The sequence below is a fragment of the Streptomyces sp. S063 genome, from assembly GCF_002832675.1.
GTDB classification, from domain to species: Bacteria; Actinomycetota; Actinomycetes; order Streptomycetales; family Streptomycetaceae; genus Streptomyces; species Streptomyces sindenensis.
On record NZ_CP021707.1, the window covers coordinates 4,577,585 to 4,594,361 of the forward strand.

The 16,777-nt window shown below is 66.6% G+C and carries 12 protein-coding genes; 11 read left to right on the top strand and 1 reads right to left on the bottom strand.

Annotated features, from left to right (window positions below):
• Positions 1–69: 69 nt before the first annotated feature.
• From nusG to CCZ36_RS21335, 8 genes are all read left to right on the top strand, one after another.
• Positions 70–906 carry a transcription termination/antitermination protein NusG gene (gene nusG, locus CCZ36_RS21295; protein WP_069736445.1) on the top strand — a complete coding sequence of 279 codons (837 nt, stop codon included), beginning with the start codon at positions 70–72 and terminating at the stop codon, positions 904–906.
• A gap of 177 nt (positions 907–1,083) precedes the next feature.
• Positions 1,084–1,518 (top strand): 50S ribosomal protein L11, encoded by a 435-nt coding sequence (gene rplK / locus CCZ36_RS21300; protein WP_006126872.1) that lies wholly within the window; start codon positions 1,084–1,086, stop codon positions 1,516–1,518.
• Positions 1,519–1,598: 80 nt separating this feature from the next.
• Positions 1,599–2,321, top strand: a complete 723-nt coding sequence (gene rplA, locus CCZ36_RS21305) for a 50S ribosomal protein L1 (RefSeq protein WP_065485002.1) — start codon at positions 1,599–1,601, stop codon at positions 2,319–2,321.
• 170 nt (positions 2,322–2,491) lie between these two features.
• Positions 2,492–3,397, top strand: coding sequence for a hypothetical protein (locus CCZ36_RS21310; protein ID WP_128818367.1), 906 nt, complete (start codon positions 2,492–2,494; stop codon positions 3,395–3,397).
• Positions 3,398–3,670: 273 nt separating this feature from the next.
• Positions 3,671–4,228 (top strand): 50S ribosomal protein L10, encoded by a 558-nt coding sequence (gene rplJ, locus CCZ36_RS21315; protein ID WP_069736447.1) that lies wholly within the window; start codon positions 3,671–3,673, stop codon positions 4,226–4,228.
• 84 nt (positions 4,229–4,312) lie between these two features.
• Complete coding sequence (gene rplL, locus CCZ36_RS21320; protein ID WP_065484998.1) at positions 4,313–4,696, top strand: 50S ribosomal protein L7/L12; 384 nt, start codon at positions 4,313–4,315, stop codon at positions 4,694–4,696.
• Between the two features lie 618 nt (positions 4,697–5,314).
• Positions 5,315–8,800 (top strand): DNA-directed RNA polymerase subunit beta, encoded by a 3,486-nt coding sequence (gene rpoB, locus CCZ36_RS21330; RefSeq protein WP_069736448.1) that lies wholly within the window; start codon positions 5,315–5,317, stop codon positions 8,798–8,800.
• Positions 8,801–8,898: 98 nt separating this feature from the next.
• A complete protein-coding gene (locus tag CCZ36_RS21335; protein ID WP_030709186.1) occupies positions 8,899–12,798 on the top strand; it encodes a DNA-directed RNA polymerase subunit beta' in 3,900 nt (1,299 codons plus the stop codon).
• Positions 12,799–12,898: 100 nt separating this feature from the next.
• Here CCZ36_RS21335 and CCZ36_RS21340 read toward each other — a convergent pair whose 3' ends face one another.
• Positions 12,899–13,171 carry a hypothetical protein gene (locus CCZ36_RS21340; RefSeq protein ID WP_069736449.1) on the bottom strand — a complete coding sequence of 91 codons (273 nt, stop codon included), beginning with the start codon at positions 13,169–13,171 and terminating at the stop codon, positions 12,899–12,901.
• Between the two features lie 445 nt (positions 13,172–13,616).
• Here CCZ36_RS21340 and rpsL point away from each other — a divergent pair, with 445 nt between their 5' ends.
• The 3 genes from rpsL to fusA are packed head-to-tail and all read left to right on the top strand — an operon-like array spanning position 13,617 to position 16,629.
• Complete coding sequence (gene rpsL / locus CCZ36_RS21345; RefSeq protein ID WP_003948652.1) at positions 13,617–13,988, top strand: 30S ribosomal protein S12; 372 nt, start codon at positions 13,617–13,619, stop codon at positions 13,986–13,988.
• A gap of 2 nt (positions 13,989–13,990) precedes the next feature.
• Complete coding sequence (gene rpsG, locus CCZ36_RS21350) at positions 13,991–14,461, top strand: 30S ribosomal protein S7 (protein ID WP_003966970.1); 471 nt, start codon at positions 13,991–13,993, stop codon at positions 14,459–14,461.
• Positions 14,462–14,499: 38 nt separating this feature from the next.
• Positions 14,500–16,629, top strand: coding sequence for an elongation factor G (fusA, locus tag CCZ36_RS21355; protein ID WP_069736450.1), 2,130 nt, complete (start codon positions 14,500–14,502; stop codon positions 16,627–16,629).
• Positions 16,630–16,777 lie beyond the last annotated feature (148 nt).

Below are 16,777 nucleotides of genomic sequence, written 5' to 3' on the forward strand. Positions count from 1 at the left end.
GCGGAAGGCGTCGGACCCGGTGCCCCTTTCGCACGTTCCACCCTTTGTATCCAGGAAGAAGCAGCCATCGTGTCTGACCCGAACCTGAACGACGCCGTCGAGCCCGAGGCCGGCGCCTCAGAGTCCGCCAAGGACGAGCTCGACATCGTTGAGGCTGCTGACTCCGTGGAGCCGGACCAGGCCGAGGCCGCCGAGGGCGAGGACGCGGCAGCCGATGAGGCCGCCGAGACCGTCGAGGAAGAGGCCGTCGAGGTCGCCGACGAGGAGGAGGCCGAGCCGGCCGCCCCCGTCGACCCCATCGCCGCCCTGCGCGACGAACTCCGCACCCTCCCCGGCGAGTGGTACGTCATCCACACGTACGCCGGTTACGAGAAGCGCGTGAAGGCCAACCTGGAGCAGCGTGCCGTCTCGCTGAACGTGGAGGAGTTCATCTATCAGGCCGAGGTGCCTGAAGAGGAAATCGTCCAGATCAAGAACGGCGAGCGCAAGAACGTCCGGCAGAACAAGCTCCCCGGCTACGTGCTGGTGCGCATGGACCTGACGAACGAGTCCTGGGGCGTCGTGCGGAACACGCCGGGCGTCACCGGCTTCGTCGGCAACGCCTACGACCCGTACCCGCTGACCCTGGACGAGATCGTCAAGATGCTCGCCCCGGAGGCCGAGGAGAAGGCCGCCCGCGAGGCCGCCGAGGCCGAGGGCAAGCCGGCTCCGGCCCGCAAGGTCGAGGTCCAGGTGCTCGACTTCGAGGTCGGCGACTCGGTCACCGTCACCGACGGCCCGTTCGCCACGCTGCAGGCCACGATCAACGAGATCAACGCCGACTCGAAGAAGGTCAAGGGCCTCGTCGAGATCTTCGGCCGCGAGACCCCGGTCGAGCTGAGCTTCGACCAGATCCAGAAGAACTAGGCGCTTCCCGCCGCTTTCTGGACACATGCCTACCCAGCAGGTCAGAGGGGCTTCGCAGCCGCTCTGACCTGCTGGGTTTTTGGTCGCACAGCTATACCCGTTATCGTTGTGCGGTATGCCTCCATCCGGATGACCGGATCGGCGGCGAAACACTCTCACTAGGACCCGGAGAGAGCAATGCCTCCCAAGAAGAAGAAGGTCACGGGGCTTATCAAGCTCCAGATCAACGCCGGTGCGGCGAACCCGGCCCCGCCGGTCGGCCCCGCGCTCGGTCAGCACGGCGTCAACATCATGGAGTTCTGCAAGGCCTACAACGCCGCGACCGAGTCGCAGCGTGGCATGGTCGTGCCGGTGGAGATCACGGTCTACGAGGACCGCTCCTTCACCTTCGTCACGAAGACTCCGCCGGCCGCCAAGCTGATCCTCAAGGCCGCGGGTGTGGAGAAGGGCTCCGGCGAGCCGCACAAGACCAAGGTCGCCAAGCTGACGGCTGCCCAGGTCCGCGAGATCGCCACGACGAAGCTCCCCGACCTGAACGCCAATGACCTCGACGCCGCGTCGAAGATCATCGCCGGCACCGCCCGTTCCATGGGCATCACGGTCGAAGGCTGAGCCAGCCCCGTAACCCCCAGTGGTAGGGCCAAGCGCTGGTCCGCACCACGACTCCACACGCTGAAACCACAGGAGCAGAAGTGAAGCGCAGCAAGAACCTCCGCGCTGCGGACGCCAAGATCGACCGGGAGCGCGTGTACGCCCCGCTCGAGGCCGTCCGTCTCGCCAAGGACACCGCCACCACGAAGTTCGACGGCACCGTCGAGGTCGCCTTCCGCCTGGGTGTTGACCCGCGCAAGGCCGACCAGATGGTCCGCGGCACCGTGAACCTCCCGCACGGCACCGGCAAGACCGCCCGGGTCCTGGTCTTCGCGACCGGTGACCGTGCTGCGGCCGCGGAAGCCGCCGGAGCCGACATCGTCGGCGCCGACGAGCTGATCGACGAGGTGGCCAAGGGTCGTCTGGACTTCGACGCCGTCGTCGCCACCCCGGACCTCATGGGCAAGGTCGGCCGCCTGGGCCGCGTGCTCGGTCCGCGTGGTCTGATGCCGAACCCGAAGACCGGCACCGTCACCCCCGATGTCGTCAAGGCTGTCAACGACATCAAGGGCGGAAAGATCGAGTTCCGCGTCGACAAGCACTCCAACCTGCACTTCATCATCGGCAAGGTCTCGTTCGACGAGACCAAGCTGGTGGAGAACTACGCAGCGGCGCTGGAGGAAGTCCTCCGTCTGAAGCCGTCCGCCGCCAAGGGCCGCTACATCAAGAAGGCCGCTCTGACGACCACGATGGGCCCCGGCATCCCGCTGGACGCCAACCGCACCCGCAACCTCCTCGTCGAGGAGGACCCGGCCGCCGTCTGAGCCCTCGTGCTCACCCGGTAGCCGCGTCCACGCGTGCACTGTGTGAACGGGCCCCGCAACCTTTCGAGGTGCGGGGCCCGTCCTCGTATCCGTAAGGCCCCATGCCTGTCAGTGCCCTGTGCCACTGTTGTGCTGGGGACGACGGACGACACGAGGGGTGGACCGACAGCATGAGGACGAGCACGGCACGACGCATGGGTACGGCTCTCGCCGCCGCGGCGGCACTGACGTCGATGGCGGCCTGCAGTGGCTCCGACGGCGCCGGCGGCTCCGCGAAGGGCAAGGCGGACGCCGTCGCCAAGGCGAGCCCTGTGGCCGCCCTGAAGCAGGTCCAGCAGAAGACCGGCGGCGCCCGGTCCGCGAAGGTCGAGGGCACCACCGAGATGGGCAGCACGATGTCCATGAAGCAGTCCGGGGTCATCGGCTGGGCCGACGGTCTCTCCGGCGCGCTCACCGTCACCTACACCGGCGGCACCATGGGTGAGGCCCTGAAGAAGGCCGGCGGCGACGGATCGGTCGAGGCGCGCTACTTCAAGGACGAGTACTACGCCAACGTGGGCGGCGGCATGACGGCCAACACCGGCGGCAAGAACTGGATCCGGTACTCCTACAAGGACCTCGCCGAGCTGGGCGGCGCCTCCGGCGACGTCATGAAGGACCAGATCCAGAACAGCACGCCCGAGGAGGGCGTGAAGGCGCTCCTGGCCTCCGGCGACGTGAAGAAGGTCGGCCAGGAGGACGTCCGCGGGGTCCCCGCGACGCACTACTCCGGCACGGTCGACGTGGCCGAGCTGACCGCGAAGAACAGCAACCTGGACGCGGAGCAGCTGGCCGCGTTCAAGGAGCAGCTGGCGCTGGCCGGGGTGACCACCCAGATCGTCGACATCTGGGTCGACGAGAACGACCTGCTGGTGAAGAAGACCGAGCGCGGCGAGATGAAGACCGGCACGTTCAACTCGACGCTCTTCTACAGCGACTACGGCACGGAGGTCCCCTCGCAGAGGCCGGAGGCCTCGGACACCGTGGACTTCAAGGAGCTGCTGAAGCAGGGCGCTACCCCGGGCGGCGCCTCCTGACACCTCCCGCAAGGGACGAACAGGGACGGATTTGCTCCTCCCGCATCCGGTCGCGTACTCTCACCAAGAAGCCAAAGACCGCTGGTCGTCGCTGTGCCTCGTCAGAGGGACGGTGACCGAAGGTTCCGCTAGATCGGACGACCTGCGCAGGTGACTGTGGAACGCTCCCGGACTCTGTTCGGTCGAGCTGCGCCCTGGCACTTGTGCTGGGGCGTTTCGTCTTTCCCGGCCCCTTCTGAGCGGTCCTCATCACCCGGAAGGAGGCCGACGCTCATGGCAAGGCCCGACAAGGCTGCCGCGGTAGCCGAGCTGACGGACCAGTTCCGCAGCTCGAACGCCGCCGTGCTGACCGAGTACCGGGGTCTCACCGTGGCACAGCTCAAGGAGCTGCGCCGTTCGCTCGGTGAGAACGCCCAGTACGCCGTGGTGAAGAACACGCTGACCAAGATTGCGGCCAACGAGGCCGGGATCAACGCGCTGGACGACCTGTTCTCGGGTCCGACGGCGGTTGCCTTCGTCACCGGTGACCCGGTGGAGTCGGCGAAGGGTCTTCGTGACTTCGCCAAGGACAACCCCAACCTCATCATCAAGGGCGGTGTCCTTGACGGTAAGGCGCTGTCCGCCGATGAGATCAAGAAGCTCGCGGACCTCGAGTCCCGCGAGGTTCTGCTCTCCAAGCTGGCCGGTGCTTTCAAGGGCAAGCAGACGCAGGCGGCGCAGGTCTTCCAGGCCCTGCCCTCCAAGTTCGTCCGCACCGCGGAAGCTCTTCGCGCCAAGAAGGAAGAGCAGGGCGGTGCCGGTACTCCGGCTCCCGCCGAGGCCGCCGAGTAATCACGCTCAGCGGTCCAGCGGGCTCCACGTACGCCCGCCGACATATACATCCGGCACCTGCCGAATAGTGGAAGGACGCCTGTCATGGCGAAGCTGTCCCAGGACGACCTGCTCGCGCAGTTCGAAGAGATGACCCTCATCGAGCTCTCCGAGTTCGTGAAGGCCTTCGAGGAGAAGTTCGACGTCACCGCCGCCGCGGCCGTCGCCGTCGCCGGTCCCGCCCAGGGCGGCGCCCCGGCCGAGGCCGCTGTCGAGCAGGACGAGTTCGACGTCATCCTCACCGGCGCCGGCGAGAAGAAGATCCAGGTCATCAAGGTCGTGCGTGAGCTGACCTCGCTGGGTCTGAAGGAGGCCAAGGACCTCGTCGACGGCACCCCGAAGCCGGTCCTCGAGAAGGTCGCCAAGGAGGCCGCCGACAAGGCTGCCGAGTCCCTCAAGGCCGCCGGCGCTTCCGTCGAGGTCAAGTAACACCTCGGGAGTCCTCGGGACTCCCTGGGCACGTCAGGTGCCCGCGCCAAGGGCGATCACCCATCCGGGTGGTCGCCCTTCGGCGTGCCCGGGGCGGGTGCCTTGCTCTTCCGCCGACGACGAGTAGGGTGATCTTCGCCGTGCGCCTCCCGCGGACCCCTCCTGGGCGTCCCGCGGGGATCCCGGGGGTGGCCGGTGAAGGCTCCTGGCGGGTCCGATCGGACCGGCGGGCCTTGACGAACCGGACGCGGCGCGCAATTCTCAGGACGCGTCATCACTTCGATCCGTATCCGAGGCATGGATCGAGAGTGAAGCGGGAAGTAAAGAAGCGCGCACCCAGCGCGAGGGCTAGACATAGGTGTTGAGAACAGCTGTTGAGAGCAACGTGGGTCTCTGAGAACCCCGACTGGACATCAGTGTGCCGCTTGGCTACACTGACCCTTTGCGCTGCCTGTTAGCTGCCTCCTGCCCGTCACCAGGGGCATGCCCACGCTGAAGCACCGATGACCGACCCCCTCCGACCTGGTCGTTTGCGACCGATTCGGAACGGCCTGTCTTTGTGTCCAGAGTGGGACCGGTACGCGCGTAGTGAGTCCGAGCCCTCGGAAGGACCCCCTCTTGGCCGCCTCGCGCAACGCCTCGACCGCGAATACGAACAACGGTGCCAGCACCGCCCCGCTGCGCATCTCTTTTGCAAAGATCAAGGAGCCCCTCGAGGTTCCGAACCTCCTCGCGCTGCAGACCGAGAGCTTTGACTGGCTCCTCGGCAACGCCGCCTGGAAGGCTCGCGTCGAGGCTGCTCTGGACAGTGGACAAGACGTCCCCACCAAGTCCGGCCTGGAGGAGATCTTCGAGGAGATCTCTCCGATCGAGGACTTCTCCGGGTCGATGTCGCTTACGTTCCGCGACCACCGCTTCGAGCCCCCGAAGAACTCGATCGACGAGTGCAAGGAGCGCGACTTCACGTTCGCCGCGCCGCTCTTCGTCACGGCCGAGTTCACCAACAACGAGACCGGCGAGATCAAGTCCCAGACGGTCTTCATGGGCGACTTCCCGCTCATGACCAACAAGGGCACCTTCGTCATCAACGGCACCGAGCGTGTCGTCGTGTCGCAGCTGGTCCGCTCGCCGGGTGTCTACTTCGACTCCTCCATCGACAAGACGTCCGACAAGGACATCTTCTCCGCCAAGATCATCCCCTCCCGGGGTGCCTGGCTGGAGATGGAGATCGACAAGCGCGACATGGTCGGTGTCCGCATCGACCGCAAGCGCAAGCAGTCCGTCACCGTCCTCCTGAAGGCTCTCGGCTGGACCACCGAGCAGATCCTCGAGGAGTTCGGCGAGTACGAGTCCATGCGCGCCACCCTGGAGAAGGACCACACCCAGGGCCAGGACGACGCACTGCTCGACATCTACCGCAAGCTGCGTCCGGGCGAGCCGCCGACCCGCGAGGCCGCTCAGACGCTGCTCGAGAACCTCTACTTCAACCCGAAGCGCTACGACCTCGCGAAGGTCGGCCGCTACAAGGTGAACAAGAAGCTCGGCGCCGATGAGCCGCTGGACGCCGGGGTGCTCACCACCGACGACGTCATCGCGACCATCAAGTACCTGGTCAAGCTGCACGCCGGCGAGACCGAGACGATCGGCGAGTCCGGCCGGGAGATCGTCGTCGAGACCGACGACATCGACCACTTCGGCAACCGTCGTCTGCGCAACGTCGGCGAGCTCATCCAGAACCAGGTCCGTACGGGCCTGGCGCGGATGGAGCGCGTCGTGCGCGAGCGCATGACCACCCAGGACGTCGAGGCGATCACGCCGCAGACCCTGATCAACATCCGGCCGGTCGTCGCCTCCATCAAGGAGTTCTTCGGCACCAGCCAGCTGTCGCAGTTCATGGACCAGAACAACCCGCTGTCGGGTCTCACCCACAAGCGCCGTCTGTCGGCTCTTGGCCCGGGTGGTCTCTCCCGTGAGCGGGCCGGCTTCGAGGTCCGAGACGTGCACCCGTCCCACTACGGACGCATGTGCCCGATCGAGACCCCCGAAGGCCCGAACATCGGTCTGATCGGTTCGCTCGCCTCGTACGGCCGCGTCAACGCGTTCGGCTTCATCGAGACGCCGTACCGCAAGGTCGTCGACGGCCAGGTCACCGACGACGTCGACTACATCACCGCCGACGAGGAGGACCGCTTCGTCATCGCCCAGGCGAACGCGACCCTCAACGACGAGCTGCGCTTCACCGAGCCGCGCGTCCTGGTCCGCCGCCGTGGGGGAGAGGTCGACTACGTCCCCGCGTCCGAGGTCGACTACATGGACGTCTCGCCGCGCCAGATGGTGTCCGTCGCCACCGCGATGATCCCCTTCCTGGAGCACGACGACGCCAACCGTGCCCTCATGGGCGCGAACATGATGCGTCAGGCGGTGCCGCTGATTAAGTCGGAGGCCCCGCTCGTCGGCACCGGCATGGAGTACCGCTGCGCCACCGACGCCGGCGACGTCCTCAAGGCCGAGAAGGACGGTGTGGTCCAGGAGGTCTCCGCGGACTACATCACCGTCACGAACGACGACGGCACGTACACCACGTACCGCATCGCCAAGTTCATGCGCTCCAACCAGGGCACCTCGGTCAACCAGAAGGTCGTCGTCTCCGAGGGCGACCGGATCGTGACCGACCAGGTGCTCGCCGACGGACCGGCCACCGAGAACGGTGAGATGGCCCTCGGCAAGAACCTGCTCGTGGCGTTCATGCCGTGGGAGGGTCACAACTACGAGGACGCGATCATCCTGTCGCAGCGCCTCGTGCAGGACGACGTCCTCTCCTCGATCCACATCGAGGAGCACGAGGTCGACGCCCGTGACACCAAGCTCGGCCCCGAGGAGATCACCCGGGACATCCCGAACGTCTCCGAGGAGGTCCTCGCCGACCTCGACGAGCGCGGCATCATCCGCATCGGTGCCGAGGTCGTCGCCGGTGACATCCTCGTCGGCAAGGTCACGCCCAAGGGTGAGACCGAGCTGACCCCCGAGGAGCGCCTGCTCCGCGCGATCTTCGGTGAGAAGGCGCGCGAGGTGCGCGACACCTCGCTGAAGGTGCCGCACGGTGAGATCGGCAAGGTCATCGGCGTCCGCGTCTTCGACCGCGAAGAGGGCGACGAGCTGCCGCCGGGCGTGAACCAGCTGGTCCGCGTCTACGTCGCGCAGAAGCGCAAGATCACCGACGGTGACAAGCTCGCCGGCCGTCACGGCAACAAGGGCGTCATCTCCAAGATCCTGCCGATCGAGGACATGCCGTTCCTGGAGGACGGCACCCCGGTCGACATCATCCTCAACCCGCTGGGTGTCCCGTCCCGAATGAACCCGGGACAGGTCCTGGAGATCCACCTCGGCTGGCTCGCCAGCCGCGGCTGGGACGTCTCCGGCCTCGGTGACGAGTGGGCCCAGCGCCTGCAGGCCATCGGCGCCGACCAGGTCGCCCCCGGCACCAACGTCGCCACGCCCGTCTTCGACGGTGCGCGCGAGGACGAGATCTCCGGTCTCTTCGAGGCCACGATCCCCAACCGCGACGGCGACCGCCTGGTCCAGCCCTCCGGCAAGGCCCAGCTGTTCGACGGCCGCTCCGGCGAGCCGTTCCCGGACCCGGTCTCGGTCGGGTTCATGTACATCCTCAAGCTGCACCACCTGGTCGACGACAAGCTCCACGCGCGTTCGACCGGCCCGTACTCCATGATCACGCAGCAGCCGCTGGGTGGTAAGGCGCAGTTCGGTGGTCAGCGCTTCGGTGAGATGGAGGTGTGGGCCCTTGAGGCTTACGGCGCCGCGTACGCCCTCCAGGAGCTCCTGACGATCAAGTCCGACGACGTGACCGGCCGCGTGAAGGTCTACGAGGCCATCGTCAAGGGCGAGAACATCCCCGAGCCCGGCATTCCCGAGTCCTTCAAGGTGCTCATCAAGGAAATGCAGTCGCTCTGCCTCAACGTGGAGGTGCTGTCCTCGGACGGCATGTCCATCGAGATGCGCGACACGGACGAGGACGTCTTCCGCGCGGCGGAGGAGCTCGGTATCGACCTGTCCCGGCGCGAGCCGAGCAGCGTCGAAGAGGTCTGACGGGCCGGCCGGCCGCCTCGTCCCGAGGCGGCCGGCCCTCCCCGGACCCGTTCAGACCATTGATTGAGACGAGACCCCGAAAGAGGGATTGACGACAAGTGCTCGACGTCAACTTCTTCGACGAGCTGCGGATCGGCCTTGCCACCGCGGACGACATCCGGACCTGGTCGCACGGCGAAGTCAAGAAGCCGGAGACCATCAACTACCGCACGCTCAAGCCCGAAAAGGACGGACTCTTCTGCGAGAAGATCTTCGGTCCGACCCGGGACTGGGAGTGCTACTGCGGCAAGTACAAGCGTGTCCGCTTCAAGGGCATCATCTGTGAGCGCTGCGGCGTCGAGGTCACTCGCGCCAAGGTGCGTCGTGAGCGGATGGGCCACATCGAGCTTGCCGCTCCCGTCACCCACATCTGGTACTTCAAGGGCGTTCCCTCGCGCCTGGGCTACCTGCTGGACCTCGCGCCGAAGGACCTGGAAAAGGTCATCTACTTCGCCGCGTACATGATCACGTTCGTGGACGAGGAGCGTCGTACCCGCGACCTGCCGTCTCTGGAGGCCCACGTCTCCGTCGAGCGCCAGCAGACCGAGAACCGCCGCGACGCCGACCTGGAGGCCCGGGCCAAGAAGCTCGAGACCGACCTGGCCGAGCTGGAGGCCGAGGGCGCCAAGGCCGACGTGCGCCGCAAGGTGCGCGAGGGCGCCGAGCGTGAGATGAAGCAGCTGCGCGACCGTGCGCAGCGCGAGATCGACCGCCTCGACGAGGTGTGGAGCCGCTTCAAGAACCTCAAGGTCCAGGACCTGGAGGGCGACGAGCTGCTCTACCGCGAGCTGCGTGACCGCTTCGGCACGTACTTCGACGGCTGCATGGGCGCCGCCGCGCTGCAGAAGCGCCTGGAGTCCTTCGACCTCGACGAGGAGGCCGAGCGCCTCCGCGAGATCATCCGTACCGGCAAGGGCCAGAAGAAGACCCGTGCGCTCAAGCGCCTCAAGGTCGTCTCCGCGTTCCTGCAGACCAGCAACAAGCCCAAGGGCATGGTGCTCGACTGCGTGCCGGTCATCCCGCCGGACCTGCGTCCGATGGTGCAGCTGGACGGTGGCCGCTTCGCGACCTCCGACCTGAACGACCTGTACCGCCGTGTGATCAACCGCAACAACCGCCTCAAGCGTCTCCTCGACCTCGGTGCCCCCGAGATCATCGTGAACAACGAGAAGCGGATGCTGCAGGAGGCCGTCGACGCGCTGTTCGACAACGGCCGCCGCGGTCGCCCGGTCACCGGTCCCGGCAACCGCCCGCTGAAGTCCCTGAGCGACATGCTCAAGGGCAAGCAGGGTCGTTTCCGTCAGAACCTCCTCGGCAAGCGTGTGGACTACTCCGCGCGTTCCGTGATCGTCGTCGGTCCGCAGCTCAAGCTGCACCAGTGCGGTCTGCCGAAGGCGATGGCGCTGGAGCTCTTCAAGCCGTTCGTGATGAAGCGCCTGGTGGACCTGAACCACGCGCAGAACATCAAGTCGGCCAAGCGCATGGTCGAGCGTGGCCGCACCGTCGTGTACGACGTCCTCGAAGAGGTCATCGCCGAGCACCCGGTGCTGCTGAACCGTGCGCCCACCCTGCACCGCCTCGGCATCCAGGCCTTCGAGCCGCAGCTGGTCGAGGGCAAGGCCATCCAGATCCACCCGCTCGTCTGCACCGCGTTCAACGCGGACTTCGACGGTGACCAGATGGCCGTGCACCTGCCGCTCTCCGCGGAGGCGCAGGCCGAGGCCCGCATCCTGATGCTGTCCTCGAACAACATCCTGAAGCCGGCCGACGGCCGTCCCGTCACCATGCCGACCCAGGACATGGTGCTGGGCCTCTTCTTCCTCACCACGGACGACGAGGGCCGCAACGTCAAGGGCGCGGACCGCGCGTTCGGCTCCACGGCCGAGGCCACCATGGCCTTCGACGCCCGCGAGCTGTCGCTCCAGGCGAAGGTCGACATCCGCTTCCCGGTCGGCACCATGCCGCCGCGTGGCTGGGTGCCGCCGGTCGCCGAGGAGGGCGAGCCGGAGTACCAGCCCGGTGACACCTTCCGGCTGCGGACCACCCTGGGCCGTGCGCTCTTCAACGAGCTGCTGCCCGAGGACTACCCGTTCGTCGACTACTCGGTGGGCAAGAAGCAGCTCTCCGAGATCGTCAACGACCTGGCCGAGCGCTACCCCAAGGTCATCGTGGCGGCGACGCTCGACAACCTGAAGGCGGCGGGCTTCCACTGGGCGACCCGTTCGGGCGTCACGGTGGCCATCTCCGACGTCGTCGTGCCCGAGGCCAAGAAGGCCATCGTCAAGGGCTACGAGGAGCAGGACGAGAAGGTCCAGAAGCAGTACGAGCGCGGTCTGATCACCAAGGACGAGCGCACGCAGGAGCTCATCGCGATCTGGACCAAGGCGACCAACGAGGTCGCCGAGGCGATGAACGCGAACTTCCCGAAGACGAACCCCATCTTCATGATGGTCGACTCGGGTGCCCGAGGAAACATGATGCAGATGCGTCAGATCGCGGGTATGCGTGGTCTGGTGTCGAACGCCAAGAACGAGACGATTCCCCGTCCCATCAAGGCGTCCTTCCGCGAGGGCCTCACCGTTCTGGAGTACTTCATCTCCACGCACGGTGCCCGTAAGGGTCTGGCGGACACCGCCCTGCGTACCGCCGACTCGGGTTACCTGACCCGTCGTCTGGTGGACGTCTCGCAGGACGTGATCATCCGCGAGGAGGACTGCGGCACCGACCGCGGCCTGAAGCTGAAGATCGCGGTCAAGGGCGCCGACGGCGTGCTCCGCAAGACGGACGACGTCGAGACCTCGGTCTACGCCCGCATGCTCGCCGAGGACGTCGTGGTGGACGGCAAGGTCATCGCGCCTGCCAACGTCGACCTCGGTGACGTCCTGATCGACGCCCTGGTGGGCGCCGGCGTCGAGGAGGTCAAGACCCGCTCGGTCCTGACCTGTGAGTCCGCGGTCGGCACCTGTGCCTTCTGCTACGGACGTTCGCTCGCCACCGGCAAGCTGGTCGACATCGGTGAGGCGGTCGGCATCATCGCCGCCCAGTCCATCGGTGAGCCCGGTACCCAGCTGACGATGCGTACCTTCCACACCGGTGGTGTGGCCGGTGACGACATCACCCAGGGTCTGCCCCGTGTCGTCGAGCTCTTCGAGGCCCGTACGCCGAAGGGTGTCGCCCCGATCTCCGAGGCCAAGGGCCGCGTGCGGATCGAGGAGACCGAGAAGACCAAGAAGCTCGTCGTCACCCCGGACGACGGCAGCGACGAGACGGCGTTCCCGATCTCGAAGCGTGCCCGTCTCCTGGTGGGCGAGGGCGACGCGGTCGAGGTGGGCCAGAAGCTCACCGTCGGTGCGACCAACCCGCACGACGTGCTGCGCATCCTCGGCCAGCGTGCGGTCCAGGTCCACCTGGTCGGCGAAGTCCAGAAGGTCTACAACTCGCAGGGCGTGTCGATCCACGACAAGCACATCGAGATCATCATCCGGCAGATGCTCCGCCGCGTGACGATCATCGAGTCCGGCGACGCGGAGCTGCTTCCGGGCGAGCTGGTCGAGCGGTCGAAGTTCGAGACCGAGAACCGTCGTGTGGTCACCGAGGGCGGTCACCCCGCCTCCGGCCGTCCGCAGCTGATGGGTATCACCAAGGCCTCGCTCGCCACCGAGTCGTGGCTGTCGGCGGCGTCCTTCCAGGAGACGACCAGGGTCCTCACCGACGCGGCGATCAACGCCAAGTCGGACTCCCTGATCGGCCTCAAGGAGAACGTCATCATCGGTAAGCTCATCCCGGCCGGTACGGGCCTGTCCCGCTACCGCAACATCCGGGTCGAGCCGACCGAGGAGGCCAAGGCCGCGATGTACTCGGCCGTCGGCTACGACGACATCGACTACTCGCCGTTCGGCACCGGCTCCGGCCAGGCCGTTCCGCTGGAGGACTACGACTACGGTCCGTACAACCAGTAAGCGAGCGACTGTCGCTTGAACGCCTGAGGGCGGCCACCCCGGAACGTTCCGGGGTGGCCGCCCTCAGGCGTTGTGCCGCCCCGGGGCCCCGGGGCGGCCTCTACCGGCCCAGCAGGGCGTGGTGGACCCGGAGCAGGGCCCGGGTGCCCACGGCCAGCAGAGGGGGCACGTCGGGCAGCGGGACCCGGCGGGCCAGGGCCAGGACGTCCACGACGATCGCGTAGTCGTCGACGACGGACTGCGGCAGGCCGGGAGTGGTCATGGCCGGGGCGTAGGCGGAAGCGGCGTCACCGTATTCGATGACGGCCAGACTGACGTCGGTGTCGAGTGCGCTCGGTGCCGGGGTTACGGGGTCACGGTGGTCGGCTGTCACGTGGGACCTCCTGGGGCCGGGCCGGTCGCGGGGACCGGCCGGTCTGGTCGGCTGACCGCATTGTCCGGCAGCGTGGGGCAGGGCGGTCAGGCGGTAAAGACGCTGCGTTCGCGACGCCCGGTTGCCGGGATCCGGCAATCGCCCGGACCACGGACGGCCAGGCGTTCCGGCCCGTCGCCGGTGGTCGGCGGCCCCGCCCCGCGGGCGTGGACAGCATTTGTTTTGACCCAGCTCCGTGAGGTAGGTACGCTCAAGCCTTGTGCCTGGGGTGTGCCTGGGCTCGTGTGCGTGTCCTCAACCGCAGCGCGAGTCCGTCAGTGGCCACCGCAATCTGCGCCCCTTCTGCCCCATGGGCGGGAGTCCGCAGTATTCGACACACCCGACCGCGTGGGTCGGCGATGTTCCAGGTTAGTTTCACGAACGGCACACAGAAACCGGAGAAGTAGTGCCTACGATCCAGCAGCTGGTCCGGAAGGGCCGGCAGGACAAGGTCGAGAAGAACAAGACGCCCGCGCTCGAGGGTTCGCCCCAGCGTCGCGGTGTCTGCACGCGTGTGTTCACGACCACCCCGAAGAAGCCGAACTCGGCACTCCGTAAGGTCGCGCGTGTGCGTCTGACCTCCGGCATCGAGGTCACGGCCTACATCCCGGGTGAGGGACACAACCTGCAGGAGCACTCCATCGTGCTCGTGCGTGGTGGCCGTGTGAAGGACCTGCCGGGTGTTCGTTACAAGATCATCCGCGGTTCGCTCGACACCCAGGGTGTCAAGAACCGCAAGCAGGCCCGCAGCCGCTACGGCGCCAAGAAGGAGAAGTAAGAATGCCTCGTAAGGGCCCCGCCCCGAAGCGCCCGGTCATCATCGACCCGGTCTACAGCTCTCCTCTTGTCACCTCGCTGATCAACAAGATCCTCCTCGACGGCAAGCGTTCCACCGCCGAGCGGATCGTGTACGGCGCCATGGAAGGCCTCCGCGAGAAGACCGGCAACGACCCGGTCATCACGCTGAAGCGCGCGCTTGAGAACGTCAAGCCCTCGCTCGAGGTCAAGTCCCGCCGTGTCGGTGGCGCCACCTACCAGGTGCCGATCGAGGTCAAGCCCGGTCGCGCCTCCACCCTCGCTCTGCGCTGGCTCGTCGGTTACTCCCGCGCCCGCCGCGAGAAGACCATGACCGAGCGCCTCATGAACGAACTGCTCGACGCCTCCAACGGCCTCGGCGCTTCGGTCAAGAAGCGTGAGGACACCCACAAGATGGCCGAGTCCAACAAGGCCTTCGCGCACTACCGCTGGTAGTCGCTACCCCCATCGAGACCGAGAGAAGACTGAGCCTTATGGCCACCACTTCGCTTGACCTGGCCAAGGTCCGCAACATTGGGATCATGGCCCACATCGACGCGGGCAAGACGACCACCACTGAGCGGATCCTCTTCTACACCGGTGTGAGCTACAAGATCGGTGAAGTCCACGACGGCGCTGCCACGATGGACTGGATGGAGCAGGAGCAGGAGCGCGGCATCACGATCACGTCCGCCGCGACGACCTGCCACTGGCCGCTCAACAATGTTGACCACACCATCAACATCATCGACACCCCGGGTCACGTCGACTTCACCGTCGAGGTGGAGCGTTCGCTCCGCGTTCTCGACGGCGCCGTCACCGTGTTCGACGGTGTCGCGGGCGTCGAGCCGCAGTCCGAGACCGTTTGGCGTCAGGCGGACCGCTACGGCGTGCCGCGTATCTGCTTCGTCAACAAGCTCGACCGCACCGGTGCGGACTTCTTCCGCTGCGTCGAGATGATCGTGGACCGCCTCGGCGCGACCCCGATCGTCATGCAGCTCCCCATCGGCGCCGAAGCGGACTTCACGGGCGTCGTCGACCTCGTGTCGATGAAGGCCTTCGTGTACCCCGAAGAGGCCGCCAAGGGCGAGATGTACAACATCGTCGACATCCCGGACAACCTGAAGGAGTCCGCCGCCGAGTGGCGCGGCAAGCTCCTGGAGGCCGTGGCCGAGAACGACGACGCGATGATGGAGCTGTACCTGGAGGGCAACGAGCCCACCCAGGAGCAGCTGCACGAGGCGATCCGCCGCATCACCCTGGCGTCGAAGGGTGGCGCCGACTCCGTCACCGTCACCCCGGTGTTCTGTGGCACCGCGTTCAAGAACAAGGGCGTCCAGCCCCTGCTCGACGCGGTCGTCCGCTACCTGCCTTCCCCCCTGGACGTCGAGGCCATCGAGGGCCACGACGTCAAGGACCCCGAGGCCGTCATCAAGCGCAAGCCCTCGGACGACGAGCCGTTCTCCGGCCTGGCGTTCAAGATCGCGAGCGACCCGCACCTCGGCAAGCTCACCTTCGTCCGGATCTACTCCGGTCGCCTGGAGGCCGGCACCGCGGTGCTGAACTCCGTCAAGGGCAAGAAGGAGCGCATCGGCAAGATCTACCGTATGCACGCGAACAAGCGTGAGGAGATCCAGTCGGTGGGCGCGGGCGACATCATCGCCGTCATGGGCCTGAAGCAGACCACCACCGGTGAGACGCTGTGTGACGACAAGAACCCGGTCATCCTGGAGTCCATGGACTTCCCGGCGCCGGTCATTCAGGTCGCCATCGAGCCCAAGTCCAAGGGTGACCAGGAGAAGCTGGGTGTCGCCATCCAGCGCCTCTCGGAGGAGGACCCCTCCTTCCAGGTGCACTCCGACGAGGAGACCGGCCAGACCATCATCGGTGGTATGGGCGAGCTTCACCTCGAGGTGCTCGTCGACCGCATGAAGCGCGAGTTCCGCGTCGAGGCGAACGTCGGCAAGCCCCAGGTCGCCTACCGCGAGACGATCCGCAAGGCCGTCGAGCGGATCGACTTCACGCACAAGAAGCAGACTGGTGGTACCGGCCAGTTCGCGAAGGTGCAGATCGCCATCGAGCCGATCGAGGGCGGCGACGCCTCGTACGAGTTCGTCAACAAGGTCACCGGTGGCCGCATCCCCCGTGAGTACATTCCCTCGGTGGACGCGGGTGCTCAGGAAGCCATGCAGTTCGGCATCCTGGCCGGTTACGAGATGGTCGGCGTCCGCGTCACCCTTCTCGACGGTGGTTACCACGAGGTCGACTCCTCGGAGCTCGCCTTCAAGATCGCCGGTTCGCAGGCGTTCAAGGAGGGTGCCCGCAAGGCCTCTCCCGTGCTCCTCGAGCCGATGATGGCCGTCGAGGTGACCACGCCCGAGGATTACATGGGCGATGTCATCGGCGACCTCAACTCCCGCCGTGGCCAGATCCAGGCCATGGAGGAGCGCAGCGGCGCTCGCGTCGTGAAGGGCCTCGTGCCCCTCTCGGAGATGTTCGGCTACGTCGGAGACCTCCGCAGCAAGACCTCGGGTCGCGCAAGCTACTCGATGCAGTTCGACTCCTACGCCGAGGTTCCGCGGAACGTCGCCGAGGAGATCATCGCGAAGGCCAAGGGCGAGTAACTCTCCCGAGCTCACGCTTTAGGCTTGTCACCGGAGCCTGGTGGGCATCGGGCACAGCGCGCGAGCACTGTGCCCGGTGCCCCCGGCGCCGGCACCCCAGCAAAGATCACCTGGCGCCGATGAAGCAAGGCGTACAGAACCACTCAGG

Bases quoted from the DNA above. Each gene is read 5' to 3' on its own strand.
- rplK (WP_006126872.1), top strand. From the start codon at position 1,084: ATGCCTCCCAAGAAGAAGAAGGTCACGGGGCTTATCAAGCTCCAGATC.
- CCZ36_RS21310 (WP_128818367.1), top strand. From the start codon at position 2,492: ATGAGGACGAGCACGGCACGACGCATGGGTACGGCTCTCGCCGCCGCG.
- rplJ (WP_069736447.1), top strand. From the start codon at position 3,671: ATGGCAAGGCCCGACAAGGCTGCCGCGGTAGCCGAGCTGACGGACCAG.
- rplL (WP_065484998.1), top strand. From the start codon at position 4,313: ATGGCGAAGCTGTCCCAGGACGACCTGCTCGCGCAGTTCGAAGAGATG.
- rpsG (WP_003966970.1), top strand. From the start codon at position 13,991: ATGCCTCGTAAGGGCCCCGCCCCGAAGCGCCCGGTCATCATCGACCCG.
- fusA (WP_069736450.1), top strand. From the start codon at position 14,500: ATGGCCACCACTTCGCTTGACCTGGCCAAGGTCCGCAACATTGGGATC.